This window comes from Pseudoalteromonas apostichopi (assembly GCF_030297135.1).
Lineage (GTDB): Bacteria > Pseudomonadota > Gammaproteobacteria > Enterobacterales > Alteromonadaceae > Pseudoalteromonas > Pseudoalteromonas apostichopi.
Genome location: NZ_AP028065.1, coordinates 1,588,310 through 1,607,768 on the forward strand (window position 1 = coordinate 1,588,310; position 19,459 = coordinate 1,607,768).

At 41.5% G+C, this 19,459-nt stretch carries 13 protein-coding genes; 7 read left to right on the forward strand and 6 right to left on the reverse strand.

Annotated elements, in window-relative coordinates; genetic code table 11:
• Positions 1 to 32 precede the first annotated feature (32 nt).
• The 5 genes from QUE86_RS07140 to QUE86_RS07160 all read left to right on the forward strand — a co-directional run bounded on the left by QUE86_RS07140 (position 33) and on the right by QUE86_RS07160 (position 8,425).
• Positions 33 to 1,409 carry a sigma-54-dependent transcriptional regulator gene (locus tag QUE86_RS07140; protein WP_239976653.1) on the forward strand — a complete coding sequence of 459 codons (1,377 nt, stop codon included), beginning with the start codon at positions 33 to 35 and terminating at the stop codon, positions 1,407 to 1,409.
• On the forward strand, positions 1,410 to 2,690 hold the full coding sequence (locus tag QUE86_RS07145) for a sensor histidine kinase (RefSeq protein ID WP_286260127.1): 1,281 nt from the start codon (positions 1,410 to 1,412) through the stop codon (positions 2,688 to 2,690).
• A gap of 100 nt (positions 2,691 to 2,790) precedes the next feature.
• Complete coding sequence (locus QUE86_RS07150) at positions 2,791 to 3,960, forward strand: DUF547 domain-containing protein (RefSeq protein ID WP_130050220.1); 1,170 nt, start codon at positions 2,791 to 2,793, stop codon at positions 3,958 to 3,960.
• Between the two features lie 181 nt (positions 3,961 to 4,141).
• Complete coding sequence (locus QUE86_RS07155; protein ID WP_286260128.1) at positions 4,142 to 5,308, forward strand: DUF547 domain-containing protein; 1,167 nt, start codon at positions 4,142 to 4,144, stop codon at positions 5,306 to 5,308.
• Between the two features lie 144 nt (positions 5,309 to 5,452).
• Entirely contained in the window at positions 5,453 to 8,425 is a 2,973-nt protein-coding gene (locus QUE86_RS07160; protein ID WP_286260129.1) for a DUF3857 domain-containing transglutaminase family protein, read from the forward strand.
• On the opposite strand, the gene QUE86_RS07165 is transcribed toward QUE86_RS07160, so the two are convergent.
• The 5 genes from QUE86_RS07165 to QUE86_RS07185 form a co-directional block, all read right to left on the reverse strand.
• Entirely contained in the window at positions 8,422 to 11,871 is a 3,450-nt protein-coding gene (locus QUE86_RS07165) for a PAS domain-containing hybrid sensor histidine kinase/response regulator (protein ID WP_130050218.1), read from the reverse strand. The genes QUE86_RS07160 and QUE86_RS07165 overlap by 4 nt on opposite strands.
• A gap of 416 nt (positions 11,872 to 12,287) precedes the next feature.
• Positions 12,288 to 13,241 (reverse strand): ribosome biogenesis GTPase YlqF, encoded by a 954-nt coding sequence (gene ylqF / locus QUE86_RS07170; RefSeq protein ID WP_138558098.1) that lies wholly within the window; start codon positions 13,239 to 13,241, stop codon positions 12,288 to 12,290.
• 107 nt (positions 13,242 to 13,348) lie between these two features.
• A complete protein-coding gene (locus QUE86_RS07175; protein ID WP_233786769.1) occupies positions 13,349 to 14,575 on the reverse strand; it encodes a sensor histidine kinase in 1,227 nt (408 codons plus the stop codon).
• A complete protein-coding gene (locus tag QUE86_RS07180; protein WP_434784471.1) occupies positions 14,575 to 15,279 on the reverse strand; it encodes a response regulator transcription factor in 705 nt (234 codons plus the stop codon). Before QUE86_RS07180 ends, QUE86_RS07175 begins: the two co-directional genes overlap by 1 nt.
• 9 nt (positions 15,280 to 15,288) lie before the next feature.
• Positions 15,289 to 17,673, reverse strand: coding sequence for a TonB-dependent receptor (locus tag QUE86_RS07185; protein ID WP_286260134.1), 2,385 nt, complete (start codon positions 17,671 to 17,673; stop codon positions 15,289 to 15,291).
• A gap of 272 nt (positions 17,674 to 17,945) precedes the next feature.
• Between QUE86_RS07185 and QUE86_RS07190 the strand changes: the two genes are divergently transcribed.
• Complete coding sequence (locus QUE86_RS07190) at positions 17,946 to 18,482, forward strand: YaeQ family protein (RefSeq protein ID WP_138558096.1); 537 nt, start codon at positions 17,946 to 17,948, stop codon at positions 18,480 to 18,482.
• Between the two features lie 8 nt (positions 18,483 to 18,490).
• Positions 18,491 to 19,096, forward strand: coding sequence for a PGAP1-like alpha/beta domain-containing protein (locus QUE86_RS07195; RefSeq protein ID WP_130050212.1), 606 nt, complete (start codon positions 18,491 to 18,493; stop codon positions 19,094 to 19,096).
• Between the two features lie 4 nt (positions 19,097 to 19,100).
• On the opposite strand, the gene QUE86_RS07200 is transcribed toward QUE86_RS07195, so the two are convergent.
• On the reverse strand, positions 19,101 to 19,310 hold the full coding sequence (locus QUE86_RS07200) for a hypothetical protein (protein ID WP_054562952.1): 210 nt from the start codon (positions 19,308 to 19,310) through the stop codon (positions 19,101 to 19,103).
• Positions 19,311 to 19,459 lie beyond the last annotated feature (149 nt).

Consider the following 19,459-nt stretch of genomic DNA (forward strand, 5'->3'; position numbering starts at 1 on the left):
AAGCCACCTCAACAGGATAATAAGAAAACATCATGGACAAAATCTTAGTCATAGACGATCAAGCTGATGTACGTCTGGCTGCTACTGTTGCATTACAACAACTGGGCTTACATTGCCTTGAGGCCGAAGGCCCTGAACATGCCCTTGAGTTATTAAAATCAGAGCACATTAGCCTGATTTTGCTCGATATGAACTACAAGCTCGACACCACCTCAGGTGAAGAAGGGTTACGCTTTTTAAAGCAACTAAATCAATTAGGATCGACCATACCTGTCATTGTGATGACCGCTTGGGCTAGCATTGATGTTGCCGTTAAAGCCATGCAATTAGGGGCTGTCGACTTTGTTGAAAAGCCATGGAATAACTTACGCTTAACCGCCGTTGTGCAACAACAACTCAAGCTCAAGCAAAGTAATCACGACAACGCGTGCTTAAAGGCGCTTACCAGTGACACACAAGCACATTACATAGCTAAATCAAAAATCATGCAACTGTTGCTTGCCAAAGCTGAGCGCGCAGCAAAAACCGATGCCAGCATTTTAATTACCGGCGAAAATGGTACAGGCAAAAGCTTATTAGCACATTATATTCATAAGCATTCTCTCAGATGTGATAAGCGCTATGTAAGCGTGAATATTGGCGCTATTGCGCCAACGCTATTCGAAAGTGAATTATTTGGCCATAAAAAAGGCTCTTTTACTGATGCCAAAGAAGACCGCTTAGGGCGTTTTGAAATTGCCGAAGGCGGCACCTTATTTTTAGACGAAATTGCGACTTTAAGCCTTGAGCTGCAAAGTAAAATGCTCCGCGTGCTAGAAAGCAAAGAGTTTGAAGTGCTAGGCTCAAGCCAAACCAAAACCGCCGATGTTCGCATTATTTCTGCCACCAATAGTGAATTAGCTACGGCAATTGAGCAGGGTGAGTTCCGCCGTGACTTATTATTTAGACTCAATACCATTGAACTGCACATTCCACCGCTTCGCGACAGAAAAGACGACATCGCCCCCTTGGCAGAACACTTATTATTGGTGCATGGTAAAAAATACCAACGTGCAAATATGGCGCTAAGTCCTGATGCTCTAAACGCGCTAAAAAACTACAGCTGGCCTGGTAATATTCGTGAGCTAAGCCACTGCATTGAACGCGCGGTGATCATGAGCGATAACAACAATATTCAAGCCAATGACCTCATTTTAGATCAACCAAGTTGCGAGCAAACGAATAGTAATGCTGAACAAGCCTTGCCACTATTGCCCCTTGAAGAGCTTGAGAAACAAATGATTCAAAAAGCGCTGCTGCAATTTAATGGTAATGTTATCGCCGCAGGAGAATTTTTAGGATTAAGTAAATCGGCGATTTATCGTCGCATTGATAAACATCAGCTCGATTTAAAAGAAGTAGAACGCTAAATGAGTAGCAAGTTGTCGTTAGAGCAGCGTATTCGACGCTATTTTTTTATGGTTATAGCGGTGCTATTTACGCTTGGTATTGCCCTTTCGCTCAGCTTAAAACTAGATTGGTTTGCCAGTATTAGCCTATTATTGCCGTTTATCGGGATAAGCGCTTTTGCTTTAATTAAAAGCTACCGCGTGATCATCGATGTGATTGAACGCTTTGGTCTGCAACTAGAAGCACTGGCAAATGACGAAAGTAATAGTTGGCATTTAGCGTCTTATCAAAGTGGACGAGTCGCAGCGCTTAAGCAAGATTTTGCCAAGCTCAGCAATAAAATAGCCAAAAATAAGCGCCATTATATGCAAACAGAAGAGTTTGTGTTTGAGTTTGCCAGCATGCTGGACTTACCCATCGTTATACTAGACCCCCATGGCTTGATTTACTTTAGTAATAAGGCGTTTAAAAACAGTATTATCCATCGCCAGATTGAAGGTAAATCGGCCTGCGACTTAGGCATTGCCCTGCATGGTGGCGAATGGCAACAAAACAACGACTCACTGTTTAAACAACGCTTTCAAATCTCATCGCAGACTTTTTGGCGGACCGGCAGAAACTTTGAATTACTGACCTTCTTTTCAATTGAGCAACAGCTTCGCGATAATGAACAACTTGTTTGGCAACGGTTAATTCGAGTGTTAAATCATGAAGTGCGTAACTCACTCACGCCGATTTATTCAATGAGTCAATCATTGCAAACCCTTAAGCGCCAAGGACAAATTAGCAGTCACGATGATCTCGCCCAAGATATGCTGCAAGTTATAGAAAAACGCGCTCAGCACTTGCTTGATTTTGTAGCCAGTTACAGTGCGTTTGCCAAGCTACCCCCCGCACAAAAACAGACAATCAGTAGCGAGCAACTAAACACACGTTTAAGCGCTATATTTCCTGAACTAGTGATAAATAGCAGTGAAGAATTATATGTTGATGCCGACTTAGGCCAGCTAGAACAAGCATTGATCAACCTGATAAAAAATGCCTTTGAAGCAGGCAGCAATTCAGCCCCTAGCCTCACTTGGTCAAGGCAAGGTGATAGCTTAAATATTGCAATTAGCGACCAAGGTTGTGGTATTCAAAACCCTGATAACTTGTTCGTGCCATTTTACTCAACCAAAGCAAATGGCACAGGTATAGGGCTTGTGATCACCCGAGAACTTGTGCGCAACCAAGGTTTTGAGTTATCGATAAACTCAAAACCCCAGCAAGGCACAGAAGCTAACATCACCGTACCTACTTAAGCAACGAAAAAGGTTAGTACTTTAAACAAAAACAACAGATTGTTGCGCTTATAAAAAAACCACGCTATGTTTATTTTTTAAACTACGGAAGGTCATAAAAATGAAAAACGCCATAAAACCCATCGTATTAGCAACATCACTTATTCTAGTTACAGCCTGTAATTCAACGGCCCCTATTAATAAAACAGCAACGACAGCTATTAACCAAGAAAAATTTAGCCAATTTCATCAGTACGATGAAAAATCAAATATCACCCTTGAGTACACTGACTACGGACAAATATTAAATGCCTCAGTGATTGATTTAGGTATGTCAGACCGCTATCGCATTTCAAATAATACGAGCAAAATAGGCACGCGGTTGTCGTCGAACCCAAAACCGTCGACTGCAACAGAAGCAAACCGCTTTTATTATGATTCGTACAAAAAGAATCCTCAGATGAAGCAAGACTTGCAAATAGTGCAAGAAAATATGGCCGACCTGCCAAACAAAATTAATTTAAGTAACTTACCAAAATCAGAGTTACTCGCTTACTGGCTCAACCTCTATAACGTGACGGTACTCAATGAATTAGTGCAGCAGTACCCTGTTAAAAACCTGACCAAGTTATTAAACGAAGAACCAAATTTTTTTGATAAGCCACGCTTTAACTTTAATGGTAACCAGTATTCATTAAACGATATTGAGTACAACATTGTTGCACCGCTATTTAACAATGACCCGCTATTAATATATGGCTACTACCGTGGCTACATTGGCAGCCCAAACTTGCTTGACCACCCATATACAGCAAAAAATGTGTTTACCGCCCTGACCACCAATGCAGTGCAATTTGTAAATTCAAACCGCGGTAGTGTGATAGGTAACCATAGCACTCGTGTTTCTTCTTTATACCTTGAAAAGAAAAACTATTTTCCTAACTTTGAAGAAGATTTAGCTGACCACCTTCAATCGTTAGTAATTCAAGAGCCAGATAAAGACCAAGTTGTGCAAAACCTCTCTTTTAGTATCGATAACTACGATATTACCGACATTCTAGGTAGCGATGTTGAATATGGTGGAGGTAACGCGACTGTCGCCGATCCGAGTATAGTAGCAGAGGGCTTCGATACTAATTTTGTTACTTATGGTGAAAACTTAACCAAAGAAGTCGGCCATGTAAGCCCGTTACGCCGCGAGATTTTGCAAAAAATCACGCAAAAATACTATGAAGCAAATACTCGCGTTGAAATAAAAGACTTACCAACTAAAGAGTCTGAAGATAAATAATATAAACCTAAAGCGGCTCGCTCTGAGCCGCTTTAATCCCCCTGAAATACCCAACTAAAACACTTAGCAAAACCGCAATAGCCAACTTTAAGTCTTGTTTTTTCTGTGTTAATTACCTGGATATTGCCAATTTAAAGTAAAAGTAATATGTTTGTTTTTTGTACTAAGGAAGGTGGTAAAAATGAAAAGCGCTATAAAGACCATCGCATTAACAACATCACTTATTTTGGTAACGGCCTGTAATTCAACGGCTCCTATTAATAAAACAGCCATCACAGCAATTAACCAAGAAAAATTTAGCCAATTTCATCAGTATGATGAAAACTCAAACATTACTCTTGATTACGCTGGCTATGGGCAAATATTAAGTGCTTCGGTCATTGATTTAGGCATGTCTGACCGCTACCGCATCACCTCACACACCACGACGATTGGTACACATTTATCATCCAACCCTAAACCTTCAACAGCAACAGAAGCAAACCGCTTTTATTATGATTCATATAAAGACAATCCTAAAATGAGGCAAGCCTTGCAGGTCATACAAAAAAATATGGCCGACCTGCCAAATAAGATTAACTTGAGTAACTTGCCAAAGTCTGAACTGCTCGCTTACTGGTTCAATCTTTATAACGTGACGGTACTCAATGAGTTAGTCCAGCAGTACCCAGTAAAAAACTTATCTAAGCTAATAAACGAAGAGCCAAGTTTTTTTGATAAGCCACGCTTTAACTTTAACGGTAACCAGTATTCATTAAACGATATAGAGTACAACATTGTTGCACCGCTATTTAACAATGACCCGCTATTAATATATGGCTATTACCGTGGTTATATTGGTAGCCCAAATTTACTTAACTACCCATATACAGCGAAAAATGTATTTACCGCCCTGACTAACAATGCAGTGCAATTTGTAAATTCAAATCGAGGCAGTGTTATTGATACTCATAGCACAAGTGTTTCTTCGTTATACCTTGAAAAGAAAAACTATTTCCCTAACTTTGAAGAAGACTTAGCTGACCATCTTCAATCATTAGTTATTCAAGAACCAGATAAAGACCAAGTTGTGCAAAACCTCTCTTTTAGTATCGATAATTACGATATTACCGATATTTTAGGTACCGATGTTGCTTATGGTGGAGGTAATGCAATTGTTGTCGATCCTAGTATTGTGGCAATGGGCTGGGATAAAACATTTACTACCTATGGTAACCACTTAACTAAAGCTGGCACCGTAAGCACATTACGCCGCGAGATTTTGAAAAAAATCACGCAAAAATACTATGAAGTAAATAGTCGCGTTGAAATAAAAGACTTACCAGCTAAAGAGTCTGAAGATAAATAATATAACCCTAAAGCGGCTCGCCATGGGCCGCTTAGACTCACCTCTTCCTACGAGACCTACCTATAAATATTTAATTTTTATTTGGCTCATGCCGTGAAATTCAGTAATTTGTCATATAAAACTAAACGTAATTAGAAAACAACAATGAAATGGATGCACTTACAACTTAAGGTACTGGCTGTTTTTTTATTCTTTGTGAGCTGCTTTGCAGCCGCTGAAGATTATCAGGTTGCACCTGCAGCTAACTGGGTAAAACAACATAAGTTACTAACCCCTGAGATTCCTCAAGACCAAATAAAAGACGGGACTTTCTACCTGATGCTCGACACTCAGCTTCAGGTATCTGAACAAGCCCCACAACAACGCTTTAATCGTACTGTAATGCAAGCGGTCAATCAGTCTGGAGTTGATTATATTAGCCAACTGAATATTGATTTTGACCCAAATTATCAATCTCTTACGCTCAATAGTTTAGGCATTATTCGTGACGGCCAATATATAGATAAACTAAATAGTGCCGAGCTTCAGGTGTTACAGCGCGAGACCGACTTAGCAAGTCGTATATACAATGGCACCTTAAGCCTAAATGTCATTATTGATGATATGCGGGTCATGGATATTTTAGATTACAGCTATACGGTTTCGGGCAGTAACCCGGTTTATCAGCACTTCAGCACCATGCGTACACTTAATTGGTCTGTGCCGATAGTGCAGCAATTTATGCGGGTAAAGTGGCAAAAGCCTACGCCCTTATATATCAACTTTATGAATGGCGAGTCGCCAGTTACTAAAACCAAGTTAGATACGGGTTTTGACTACCAAATTAGCCAACACAATGAGCCGACCCTTAGCTCTGCAAGCGAAGTACCGCATTGGTATTCGCCTTACAAGGAAGTGTATTTTTCTGAAGTAAATAATTGGCAAGAGGTAGTCAATTGGTCGTTACCTTTGTACCAATCTGCCATCGAAGTTAGCCCTGCTATTGAAACAATTGCCCGTCAAATTAAGTTTCAACATGCCGATTTAGAGTCTCAAATTGTCGCAGCCCTGCGCTTTAGCCAAGACGAAGTACGTTATTTGGGCCTAGAAATGGGCACCAACTCGCACCAGCCTACTCCTGCATCAGAAACCTTGGCACTGCGCTATGGCGACTGTAAAGACAAAACCGTCTTGCTCATTTCTTTACTTAAAGCGCTCGGCGTAGAGGCTCACCCTGCTTTAGTTAACACTGAAGACAGAAAACGTACTGCTAGCTTACCGGTCTCCCCTAGTTTATTTGACCATGTCATTGTCACCTTAGAGCACCAAGGTAAACGCTATTGGCTTGATCCAACCATTTCGTATCAGCGCGGCGATTTAGAACATTTAGCTCAACCGAACTATGATGTCGCGTTAATAATAAAGCAAGGTGAAACAGGCTTTACAGATATGTTCACAGAACCTGCCCTAAAACGCGTTCAGGTTTTTGATAATTATCAGATCCCAGAAGGTATTAATGAGCCAGTTAGTTTTTCAACTCAATATAAATACGGCGACTTTGAAGCAATTAACCGCCGCAGTTCAATCGCTAAAAACAGCTTAAAAAGCGTAGAAGATGATTACCGCGAATATTATCAAGATACCTACAAAGGCTTACAAACAGCCAAACCTATGCTGGTTGAATCTCCAAAGGACACCGGTCAGCTAATTACCAATGAGTACTATACTATCGATGACTTTTGGCGACCTGAGGGTAATGATTTTCAAAACGACTTTTACGCCAGTGAAATTCAAAACTCAGTTTATAAGCCAGAACAGCGAGAGCGTAACAATGCACCAATGTGGTTTCGTTACCCAAATAATATCGAAACAACCATAAAGGTTACGTTTACGGACTCTAATTGGCAGTTTGATGATGAGCAGGTCACAGTCGACAACCCATTTTTTCATCTCGAAAAACGCGTGACATTTAAAGACTCGGTGTTGACCTTATACTTTGATTACAGTGCGAAACAAGATCATATTCCAGCCGATCAAATAGACCTTTACCTAAGCGAGCGCAAAAAACTCAATAACGCGACCCATTTCGGCATCATTAAATACGGCACAAATAGCGCCACAACCACACCAGCGGATGACGAAGCCAATTGGTATAGCATTTTTATTTTAAGTTACTTGGCGGCAATCATCTTTTTCATCGCGGCTTGGCGTATAGAAGCAAGTAACCGCCCAGTTTTTGCTGAGCAACAGTTCTACCCTGTCAGTAACAGTAAGTTTGTTATTTACAGCTTATTGAGCTTAGGAATATTCATTAACTACTGGAGCTATCGCAACTGGAAAGCGATAAAAGAGCAGCAACAAAGCCATATTATGCCGATTGCTCGAGGGATATTCGCACCACTGTTTTTTATTCCGTTGTTACTTGAACTTTGCAAGCACAGCGAACAAACCTTTGGCAAAAATAAGATCATGCCCGTCGCGGTTGGGTTCGTGTTATGGCTGGCGATTATCATTTCTGAAATCGTAAGCTATAACTGGGAATATGGTACTTGGCTGTTTTTAGTTATACCTATTCTATGGTTGCCACTGGTTAATTACATTCAAAACCTCAAGCAACCACAGCAGGCTCTTGAGTACCACTCTCATTGGCGAGCGAGGCAGGTTATCATTTCGATATTCATGTTGCCTTGGTTATTTTATGGCTTAATTTATGAGCTATATTTGTTGCCAAGTTCAACCATAGTAACCGGTGATAAGCTTTGGTCTTATCAAGTTAACTTTTTAAAAAGAAAAGAAATTATTCCTGCTAACGAGAATGTACATTATTTTTATAGTGACGCATTTTTCGATTTTAAAACTGATGGAAACGGCATCACAGAAAACACCATTTTTAGTTACTGGGAAAATGAGCAAGGTGTGCTCGAAAAAGATCAACGCCGCTTTAGTGACATTAAAGAGCTCAACGTTGATTATGCTAAAAGCGCCCTACTAACCTCTACGCTAACTGTCATTGACCACAATGGCGATGAAATGCTGTTATTTTTGAGCCATGAAGATGACTTAGATAAGAAGTTTGTCGCTGAGGTAGAGCGCTTAATTAAAGCTAATACCCCAGCAACTGAGCAAAACGCAGATTAAGTCAGTCGCTTAATCATGCGTTTTAAAGCGGGCGCTTTCAGAGGCTTATAAAGCAATGGATAGCCCGCATCGAGCACTAACTCGCGTATTCCTTCGTCATGATTCGCGGTATTAACGATGGCAGGTAAGCGTGTTAGTGCAGCTTGCTCAATCACTTCAAGGCCCGTTACCCCATCATCAAGCTGATAATCAATAATCAACAATTGCGGCAGGGCTTGGCTTGCCTTTAACTGCTCAAGCTCCGCTAAGTTAGTGGCCGTTGATATTTCGCAGCCCCAATTTTCGAGTAACTGCTTTAGTGCCTCTAACACGTTGCGGTCGTTATCAAGCAACCAAATACGCAATTGCCCCAGCTCTGTTTCTTGTGATGCCTCAGCACCTTTCGCTTGCGCTGGCGCAGCACTCACTTTACAAGGTAGAGTGAGGGTAAATTGCGTGCCTTTACCAAGCTCAGACCCCATCACTAGGGGGATTTTAAGTAAGTCACATATACGTTTAGTGATTGCCAGCCCTAAGCCTAAACCCTCGGCGCTTGGTTTTGCACCAAGCTGTTTAAACTCTTGGAAAATAGTTTGTTGATCGCTCGATGCAATACCGATCCCTGTGTCTTCAACAATAAAGGATACATGGTCGTCGTCGTACTGCATTTTTAAGCGCACTTCACCTTGCTCGGTATAACGAATCGCATTACTCAAAAGGTTACGCAGCACTCGTCGCAGCAGCGCTTTGTCGGTATGCAAGCGCACATCGCAGGTTTCAATAATAAACTTTAAGCCTTTTTCGCGGGCAAGGGCTTCGTAGTCATTACGCAGCGGCTCAACCAACGAGCTGGCAGCAAACTCACTCATTTGTACTTTAAACGAGCCCGAATCGAGCTTGGTTAACTCTAAAATACTCGATAACAACTCTTCGGCGCTGCCCAATGAATTCTTAATATTCATCGCCAGCTCTTTAAGTTCGGTATCTTGGGCTTTTTCATTCATTAAAGAACAAAACAAGCTCGCAGCATTGAAAGGTTGCAGCAAATCATGGCTAGCAGCAGCAAAAAAGCGCGTTTTACTGACCGTTGCTTGCTCCGCCACTTGCTTTGCCATCGACAACTCTTGGTTTGCTTGGGTCAGAGCTAAGGTGCGTGCCGCTACTTTTTCTTCAAGGCTAACATTTGCTTCGGTTAACGCTTTTTGTTGTTTTACGAACTCGGTGATGTCGGTATAGGTTGTTACAAAGCCGCCACCAGGCAGTGGGTTACCTTGCATTTCAAACACACGGCCATCATTGTGCGAGCGCTGATATTTATAAGCACTACCTTGACGTAAATAAGCTAAGCGTTTTTCGACTTCGCTGGTCATACTCTCACCGCTAAATAAGCCGCGCTCGGCATTAAATCGAATAATATCAGCTACTGGGCGGCCAATGTATAAAGCATCGTCAGGATAAGCGAACATGCTTTTATAACCCTGGTTCCAAGCAACAAGACGCAGCTCACTATCAACCACACTAATCCCTTGTTGAATATTTTCGATTGTTGACTGCAATAAATCACGATTAAACTTAAGTACTTGGCTCGCTTCATCAACAAATTCAGCAACCTGCTCTAAAGGCTGACGCTGCTCATTTTTAGCCACATCTAAAATAAGCCGTGCTGATGCTCCCCCAATCACCGCTGACATCTCGCGCTCAACTAATAGCTCTAACTCAACATTGGCAGGACGCTTCCACTTACTTTTATCATCCGGAAAGTAATGATTTACCAAAGACTGTGCAGCTTCTTTTTCGGCAAATCGCTGCATTAGCGCGCCTAAGTCATGGTAACTCAAAGGCTGTAGATGATTACTCACTCGAGAATCACTAAGCTGAGAAACAAACTTATTGCTCTGCAAACGCTCAGCCAAAGTTGCACGACTAAATAACGGCACTAGGAAATACACTAAACAGTTCGCACCTAACGATAACAGTAGCGCCTGGCTGATGCTTTCCATACCTAAAGAGAATAAATCAGTAGGTGCTAACCAGCTTATTCCCCAAGGTCCATTCTCAAGCCATAAGCTATCGCTACCTAAACCTCCAGCGATATTCGGCAGTAAAAGTGTGTAACCCCAAATAATAAAGCCGCTCAAAATCCCCAGTTGCGCACCACGACACGATGCTTGTCGCCACCATAAGCCAATGATCATGGCCGGTGAAAATTGCGCGACTAAGGTAAACGACATCAAACCCACATTTGCAAGGGTTGTGCTTTCACCCAGCACTCGGTGAGTAAAATAACTAAGCAATAAAATCAATACGATAACGATTTTACGAGCATGTAATAGATTGTTTTTATCAAGCCCGCGGCTACTCGATGTAAGTTGAGAGCGGCGTAAAATAAACTGGTTAATAAAGTCATTGGTGATCATCACTGAAAGCACAATTGATGACACTATCACCATACTGGTTGCCGCTGAAAAGCCACCTAAAAAGGCTAATAACGCCACAAAGGCATCATCAGCAGCCATAGGTAAAGCTAATACAAAGGTGTCGTAACCTACTTCTTGGCCTTGAAAGTAAATTAATCCGGCGTATGCAATCGGTAGAATAAACAGATTAATGAGTAATAGATAAATCGGAAATAGCCAACGTGCCGAGGCCAGTTCTTTATCGTTATTTTTTTCGATAAAGCTCATGTGGAATTGTCTTGGCAAACATAAGGTCGCCAAAATACCGAGTAAAGTATGGGCAACATACACATAGGTTGGACTTTGCGTGGCAGCCACTTGCTGATCAATATTTAGATCTCGGGCTTTTTCAAACAGTGCTACAGGACTGTCGAACAAAGCAAAACAAACATACAAACCCACCGCTAAAAACGCCAATAACTTAACCACTGACTCAAAAGCAATACTGGCTATCAGGCCTGGGTTATGCTCACTGGGTTTTAAGCGCCGAGCTCCGAACAAAATAGCAAAAAGTGCCAACACGATGGTGATATAAAAAGTACTATCGGCCCACACTTCGTGGCTTTGCATCATTGAGCGGTTAGTTAGTAAATTAATACTTTGTGCAGTTGCACTTAGCTGTAAAGAGATATAGGGCACAATCGCAATCACTGAAATAAGTGAAATTAGCCCAGATAAGCTAGACGACTGACCATATCGCGTAGCGATAAAATCAGCCATCGAGGTTATTTTTTGTTGCCTACAAATATGCGCTATACGGCAATACACTTGCCAACCAAAAATAAATAGCAAAATGGTGCCGGCATAGGTCGGTGCCAACCACCAGCCGTTATACGCAGCTTGTGCGGTAGTACCAAAAAACGCCCATGAAGTGCAATACACCCCAAGAGACAAACCATAGGTTAACCCTTTGAAGGGTAATACTTTTCTTTTATCAGCCCACCCAGCAACCGCAAATAAAATTGCCAGATACACAATTGCAAGAAGGCTTATTGACCAAATTGAGAACATCGTATGTGATTATTTTAATTGTTATAGCCCCCAGCATAGTTTTTATTGCTAGTAATTTACAGCCTAACTTTAGTGCTAATGCACTGTATTACAGAAGTTTAAAAAACAGACACAAAGAAATGAGAATTATTTTCAATTGAGTGTTGACAGACATGCAAATCTAATTGATAATCAATATCAACAAGACAACGAAGTACTTGTTCGGAATAAACTGATTTGTTTCTCGACCCTGAAACACGTGTGGCCCACGATAAAGCTAAGATCGCCTGTTGCTAATCGCAACGCCCCTTGATGTTGGCAACAGGTGGTCGCCCTACTATTTTACTTGCTACATTGCTCATATCGGTGACGGTAGATATGAAACTAAAAAAGCCCTTATAGGGCTTTTTTTATGTCTAAAACAAAACGACGAGTTATTAACGGCGGTTTTTACGCGCACGCGCTCGGCGTTGCTTTTTTTCTTCTTCTTTAGCTGCTTTTTTAGCCTCAGCAGCAGCGCGAAGCTGAGCAACCATTTGCTCTTCTTCTTCTCGCATAGCCGGGGTTTCCATGGTAATACGGCCAATAATGCCATCGCGTAATTCATTAATAAGAATTTCAGACATTTTGTAAGTATCGATTTGATTACCACCGCGGATACAGCCACGCTTTTTACCTGCCATTTCAACAAACTCCCAGTCAGACTCTGGTAGCTCATCAATTTTATAACGGCTTTTTAAAAGCTCTGGGTATGCATGCAATAAATATTCAGCGGTGTAACTTGCCACTTCTTCATAATCGATAGCGGTATCACGAATTGCACCGGTTGCACCTAAACGATAACCTGAGTTTTCGTTCTCTACTTTCGGCCATAACATACCCGGCGTGTCGTAAAGCATAATACCATCGTCAAGCTTAATACGTTGCTGCGCTTTTGTTACCGCAGGCTCATTGCCTGTTTTTGCCACAATACGGCCAGCTAAAGTATTAATAAGTGTTGATTTACCAACATTTGGAATACCCATGATCATGGCTTTAATTTGTTTATCGGCACCCACTTTATGCGGCACTAATTTTTTACAAAGCTCATTAATACGGTGCACTTCACCTGCTTTATCATTACCAAAATCAATCGCTTTCACACCACTTTGCTGCTCAAAGTAGTCTTTCCAAGCTTGCGTTAACTTAGGATCAGCCAAGTCCGCCTTATTCATGATTTTGATCACCGGCTTATCGCCACGCAGCGCAGTAACCATTGGGTTTTCACTACTATAAGGAATACGGGCATCAAGTACCTCAATGATCACATCCATCTGTGGCATGATTTCTTTAATTTCGTTGCGGGCTTTGTTCATGTGACCCGGGAACCACTGTATTCCTGCTCTACTCATTTAATTATTAAGCTCTTATTTTAAAGGCTAACGCCATGGGGATTTTGCTGATAGGTATAGTTTACTACATCAAGCAGGATTGTTTAAAAATAAAATCACGCCTTCCATCACCACGAAAGACGAGCGACTACATGCGCTGTATCTGCATGCAGTGAGAATGACCAACCATTGCGCTCACATAAGCGTTGCACAATACCTAAACCTAAGCCATAGCCGTGAGAAGCTGTTTCAGTCGCCGTATGCTGGGCATCACCGCCACTGAACTGATTGGTGATTAATAATTCATGCTCTTTAATCAAAATTGCAATCGGTACCTGTCCTGCAAGGGTATGCTCAAACGCATTTCGCACCAGGTTATTAACCGCAATAGAAAATGCCTGTGCATGCCCATAAATTATGGGGTTGGCAAGCTCATCAAGTTCAACACCAACGAGTTTACCGTTTAACAAATAGCGTTGCTGCTCTACTGCTTTTCTTACCAGTGGCATTACTAAAAACTGCTCATCATACAAGCCATCATCAGTTTCACGAGCAAGACACAAAAACATTTCGATCATTTTATTCATGTCGTATGTTGCCCGCCTTACACGATCTATCACCTTCATATCGGCAGGAGTCAATTGGCTTTGTTCTAAAAGCTCTAGGGCGCCGGTAATGACTGTCACTGGCGTGCGCAATTCATGGCTTGCTGAGTCTGTAAAATAGCGTTCTCTTGCGATGAATGCACTAACTCGCTCAAAAGCCTGCTCTATTGTACTTGCGAGCATGCCAACTTCATCATTTGTATATCGGTTAGCATCTATACGCTTGTAATCTTCGTTTGATAATTGCTCAGGATCAATGTCGGCCACAGCTTTAGCAAGTTGAGTTACGGGAGCCAAAGCTCGACGCATCACAACAATTCCAAGCCCAAAGCCTAGTAACCCCAATGTTCCTACAAGGCTGCTAATAATGAATAATAACCACCAATCCTCTGACGAAGAAGCCTCAATCTGCGCGACATCAAACACTACAAACCCATGTGACTGCTCATTACCTGTATCAATAACGGCAACATGTAATTCTTCGCTATCAAATTCATACAACCCAACTGCTGGATTTGTTTGCGCCCACGTTTGAAGTGATTGAGGTAAGTTATCTACTTTATCGTACGCCTTAAGATTTGTAGTAATGGCAGGGTAGTTATCTGATGCAACTTGCAATTGCTGGGTTAGCACTCGATCTTCACTCAATCTTATTGCAGCAAAGAAAGCAAAACCCCATGCAATACTCAGCACAGCCACACACATTGCAAATGCGATAGCGACACGTTTGTGCAAACTATGCCGATACATTATTGGAAGTCCTTTGCAATTCGATAGCCGATACGGTGCACAGTATGAATCAATGGCGTATCAAATGGTTTATCAATTGCCTGTCTTAACTTGTACATGTGCGAACGAAGCGCATCACCATCAGGAGGCTCATCTGCCCATAATAAAGTTTCGAGACTATCGCGTGTAACAACAGAAGGAGATACCTCCATTAACCGCTGCAATAACTTCATACTTGCAGGATTAAGCTCAATAAGCTGGCCAGCACGATATACTTGCAAGGTGGACTTATTCATCGTTAGATCAGACACAGTCAATACTTTGTTGGTATTGCCGTGACTCCGCTTATAAAGAGCTTGCAGGCGCACATGTAACTCTTGCAATGCGAATGGCTTTACCAAATAATCGTCGGCTCCTACTGCAAATCCTCTCAGTTTATCATCAAGCGTGTCTCTCGCAGTGAGCATAAGTACAGGTGTTTCAACGTCAGCTTCAGCTCGCAACTTTTGACAAAAGTGTAAGCCATCCATCCCTGGAAGCATTAGGTCTAAAACAATGACATCAAACTTGTTGTTCATCGCTAGTTGCATTGCACTTATACCGTCATAAGCAAAGTCCAAGATATAACTGTGCCTTTCTAGATACGCAGCAATATTCGCACTAATGTCACGGTTATCTTCAACAATCAAAGCTCTGATCGGCTCAGTATTCAAAGCATCTAGCATTTTTATTCCTTACCAAGCGTAATCAAATCGCAACCCGATCAGCGGTTCAGCTTCGCTATCGTCAACGACTTCAATTCCTCGGCGGTAATCAAACTCAGTGTCATCAGCTGATGAAGCTGCCGTGACATTTATAACATCAAGAAAGGCGGTAACATCAATAGGACCAAAGGCACGTCGGTAATCTACACGAACATTCAATGAGCCTGATCCTTCTTTGCGGCCAACATTACGCTCTGTAATTTCCTTAGAGTAACGTAAAGGCTGTCCTGGCCCCAAAACATCTTCATGTACAATAAATATGTCATCTGGTCTGCCAGAAAGGTATTTATATCGTCCAGCAAGCTTCCAACGGTCACTTATCTCCCATGTCAGCCCTAACGTGGCAACATGTTCACGACTAAATTCAGCAGCTACGTCGCCAAAACCATCCTTTCGGTCTACGACCGCATCATTGTAAGAATAGGTTGCACTGGCGTAAAGACCTTCGAAAATAGTAGCATTAAGCACAAAATCAGCACCATATGAAGTACCATCACCATCATTTGCATAAGTTCCACTGGTACGGTCTAGGTCAACCACTAAGTTGCTAAGCTGCTGATAATAAACTTCCGTTAGTAATGACCAGTTGGCATTAGGGAAATATTTAAAGCCAACACTCGTATGGGTTATTTTTTCAGTTTTAAGATTATTAGTCTCGTTAGCCGCGAGTTCTAAATATCGCGGTGACTGATGAAATAACCCCGCCGTTGCAAAATACCTTATCTTTTGACTTGGCATCCAGTTAATGCTGAATCGAGGTGATATAAAACTTTCATCAGCAAACCCATCTCGTTCAAATCGTAAACCTGTACCAAAATCCCAATCACCCATTTCAAAAATTTGTTCTATATAGCCTGCATAGTTTACTTCTTTCAAAGACGTGACTGAATTAAGGCTTTCAGGTGTTAGTACAATAAACTTTTGCTGTGAGTCAGGTCTATAATCGTCACTATCATAAACAAACCGATTCCATTCACCATCTAAAAATGTGCTGTAATCTAGTTCAATTTGCGTAATTCGGGCACCGACGCTCAACATCCCTAATTGATTTTCTACCTCAAAATCACTTCTCCAACCAATTTCTGTTTCACCTTCAGATATAGTAATAATGTCTTCTCGACTAGGGTATTCAGAAGCTGGCGTTCCCTCGGGCACAAGATCTGGATAAGCCTCACCTTCAGAGCTCAATTTATCACTTTTTCGGTAGTAAACTTTATTAGTTAAAACAGCGGTTTCACCAAGCAACGTGGTCAATGTTAAACCATACAGGTCACTATCTTGCTCGGCATTTTGCAATGCAGTATCTTCAAAATTAGGTGATTCAGAAACATGCTCAACGCCACGAGTATATTTCTCATGCGTATCCATGAGTAACACTTCAAAAGTGTTATTTTGATTAATGGGTATCACTGATTTAAAAATAATATCCCTTAAAACAGGTTCACCAATATCTAGCTCTTCGATAGTTTCAAACAAGGCACCAAAATCTAGCCGCCTTGCAGAAAAAAGCATAGTTGCTTCATCAGTGATATTTATAGGGCCGTCATAACCAACTTCATAACCAGCAAGGTCGTAGCGAAAACTTGCAGATGGGCTAGGGTTACCATCGGCCACTTCTAGCTTCAGCAAAGATCCTGCACGACCACCATAAGCTGCTTGCCACCCGCCGGGGGAAAATTCTGCTCCATTTATTACATTTGGGGCAAATATAGAAAAGCGACCACCGCCTCCTACATCTTCCTCTTCACCTAACGTCGCATCAAAGTGAATAGCTTTATCAAAAGGAAAATCATCAACAAAGAGTAAATTATCTCTTGGGCCTCGACCACGCACACTAAAACTTGCAAATTCACTGTCAGATGCGACACCTGGCAATCCATCTAGAGAAAGTAGTGGATCTGCACCTCCTCCCACGGCACTTCGCAGAGATTCTCTGTCGAGATAGGTGCTAGAACCTGAAGTAAATGTATCAGCTTGTTGGGCTCTTACTTCAACTACCTCTATGGCTTGTTCTCTAAGGTCAAATTCAACCTTCGTATTTTTTCGTGTTACAACGCGAATACTTGGTTCGTATAAAGCCGCAAAACCACTTTTTGTAATCTTTATTGAGTAAAGGCCCGGATCGAGTTGTTCAACAACAATACGCCCTTGTAGATCAGTTTGTAAGGTTTGTATTGCAGAGGTTTCTCGTTTCTTAAGTATGACTTGTGCGTTTGGAAGTGGTCGATCTGTAGTCTGATTTTTGACAATAACCGTTATTGCCCCCGGCTCTTCTACTGCGTAAGAGTAAAATGCCAAACTACTCAACAATAGCCATGCAAGTGACCAGAGTATCTGTCTAAATTGTTCTCTCATAATTGCGTCCCTCTTGGCATCAACCATGATCTTGATTTCAATAACTTGCACATACTTTCATCCTCCCAAATAGCCCTAATTATTGAATTCGAGTTAATCAACTTTAGACGTTAGCAAAGTAAATGTGACTAAAATGTCACCGAAGTAATTTAGGTTTACGAATACCGCTTGTGATAATAAATAAGGATTAACCTAGAGTTTCGCTGGAGATATTTAAGTGTCGGTAAGATTAATTGCGCTATAATGACGCAAATTTTTTCAAGTAAGCAATTATGGCTCTTAAATCAACCATTATTAAAGCGCAATTATCGCTAAGCGATATGGACCGCCACATTTATCAAGATTTCAATTTAACACTGGCACAACACCCATCAGAAACCGAACAACGCTTGATGATCCGCTTGTTAGCTTTTGCACTTAATGCTCGTGAAGGCTTAGAGTTTACGAAAGGCTTATGCGCAGATGACGAGCCTGAGCTTTGGCACATTAACTACAGCGAAGAAATTGAATTATGGATTGAGCTTGGACTACCTGACGAAAAGCGCTTGAAAAAAGCCTGCAATAAAGCCAAGCAAGTTGTTTTGTATACTTACGGTGAAAATAACCAAGCAATTTGGTGGCAAAAACATCAGCCTAAGTTGTATGATTTTAAAAACTTGAGTATTTTTAGTCTCGATTATGCTGCTACTCAGGCATTAGCAGAGTTAGCCGATCGCAATATTAAGCTCACCATCACAGTTCAAGATGGCGAAGTATGGGTTAGCTCAGATACAGCAAATATCGAAATTAAACCGCAACAGTTAATGTAAGGAATGCGATGGCAATTAGGCAGGTTGTAGTATTACACGGACTTTATATGTCGGGCTTTGTGATGCGCCCACTGTGCGCGCGCCTTGAAAAGTCAGGTCTAAAAATACTCAATTTGACCTATAACACGCTCTCTCCCGATAGAGCGGCAATTTTCGATAAGATTGATCGCTTTATCGGTGGTAAACCTACCGCCTTAGTCTGCCATTCTATGGGCGGCTTAGTTGCTCGCGCTTACTTAGAGGCCAATTCTCTTCAAAGCCGCCATGTTGAAAAGGTGATCACCTTAGGCACCCCGCATAAAGGCAGCCATATTGCTAAGCAAATGCAGCAAAAGGGCTTTGAAATGCTATTAAAAAATAGCGTGGAGTTTTTATTATCTGAGAATGGGGATTGGCCGTTTGATGCCAAGCTTTATAGTATTGCAGGCGATTTACCAATAGGTCTAATGCCGCTTATTGCCAAAGGTAGTATCTCTGATGGTACGGTGTTGATGGATGAAACTAAGCTCCATGGCATGGCAGAACACAAGGTGTTTCATTTAAGTCACACCAGTATGATCTACTCACGCCAAGTGATGGATTACATTATTAAGCTTATAAATCAAAGTGAGTGATACTTTAATCTTCAGCACTTGCAGCCACTTTATATGAGATTAAAACGATGATCCCTAAGATCAGTGGCACAGGTGCAGCAATGTAGCCAAAGGTATCAAAGTTTGCGAAGCTAGCCCCAGCTAGATGACCTACCAAACCGATAACAAATGCAAGTAATGCAATCACTACAACAACTATTTCAGCTTTGCTTTCTTTAACTGTTTTACCGTCCATTTTTCTTCTCCTGGTTAAATGCGGTAAAGTCATTATGCGCTTCTGGTTCGTTGATTTTTTGACCCAAATCAAATTCTAAATCAGCGTGTTTGTAAGCAGATGCAAACCTTGTTTTAGATCATACTTTCTGCCTAATTTTTGGATATTTA

What these genes read in the sequence shown, in the direction of transcription:
- ylqF (WP_138558098.1), bottom strand. Translation starts at nt 13,241, where the DNA reads ATGAGTAGAGCAGGAATACAGTGGTTCCCGGGTCACATGAACAAAGCC.
- QUE86_RS07180 (WP_434784471.1), bottom strand. Translation starts at nt 15,279, where the DNA reads ATGCTAGATGCTTTGAATACTGAGCCGATCAGAGCTTTGATTGTTGAA.
- QUE86_RS07155 (WP_286260128.1), top strand. Translation starts at nt 4,142, where the DNA reads ATGAAAAGCGCTATAAAGACCATCGCATTAACAACATCACTTATTTTG.
- QUE86_RS07165 (WP_130050218.1), bottom strand. Translation starts at nt 11,871, where the DNA reads ATGTTCTCAATTTGGTCAATAAGCCTTCTTGCAATTGTGTATCTGGCA.
- QUE86_RS07195 (WP_130050212.1), top strand. Translation starts at nt 18,491, where the DNA reads ATGGCAATTAGGCAGGTTGTAGTATTACACGGACTTTATATGTCGGGC.
- QUE86_RS07160 (WP_286260129.1), top strand. Translation starts at nt 5,453, where the DNA reads ATGAAATGGATGCACTTACAACTTAAGGTACTGGCTGTTTTTTTATTC.
- QUE86_RS07200 (WP_054562952.1), bottom strand. Translation starts at nt 19,310, where the DNA reads ATGGACGGTAAAACAGTTAAAGAAAGCAAAGCTGAAATAGTTGTTGTA.
- QUE86_RS07150 (WP_130050220.1), top strand. Translation starts at nt 2,791, where the DNA reads ATGAAAAACGCCATAAAACCCATCGTATTAGCAACATCACTTATTCTA.
- QUE86_RS07185 (WP_286260134.1), bottom strand. Translation starts at nt 17,673, where the DNA reads ATGAGAGAACAATTTAGACAGATACTCTGGTCACTTGCATGGCTATTG.
- QUE86_RS07145 (WP_286260127.1), top strand. Translation starts at nt 1,410, where the DNA reads ATGAGTAGCAAGTTGTCGTTAGAGCAGCGTATTCGACGCTATTTTTTT.
- QUE86_RS07175 (WP_233786769.1), bottom strand. Translation starts at nt 14,575, where the DNA reads ATGTATCGGCATAGTTTGCACAAACGTGTCGCTATCGCATTTGCAATG.
- QUE86_RS07140 (WP_239976653.1), top strand. Translation starts at nt 33, where the DNA reads ATGGACAAAATCTTAGTCATAGACGATCAAGCTGATGTACGTCTGGCT.
- QUE86_RS07190 (WP_138558096.1), top strand. Translation starts at nt 17,946, where the DNA reads ATGGCTCTTAAATCAACCATTATTAAAGCGCAATTATCGCTAAGCGAT.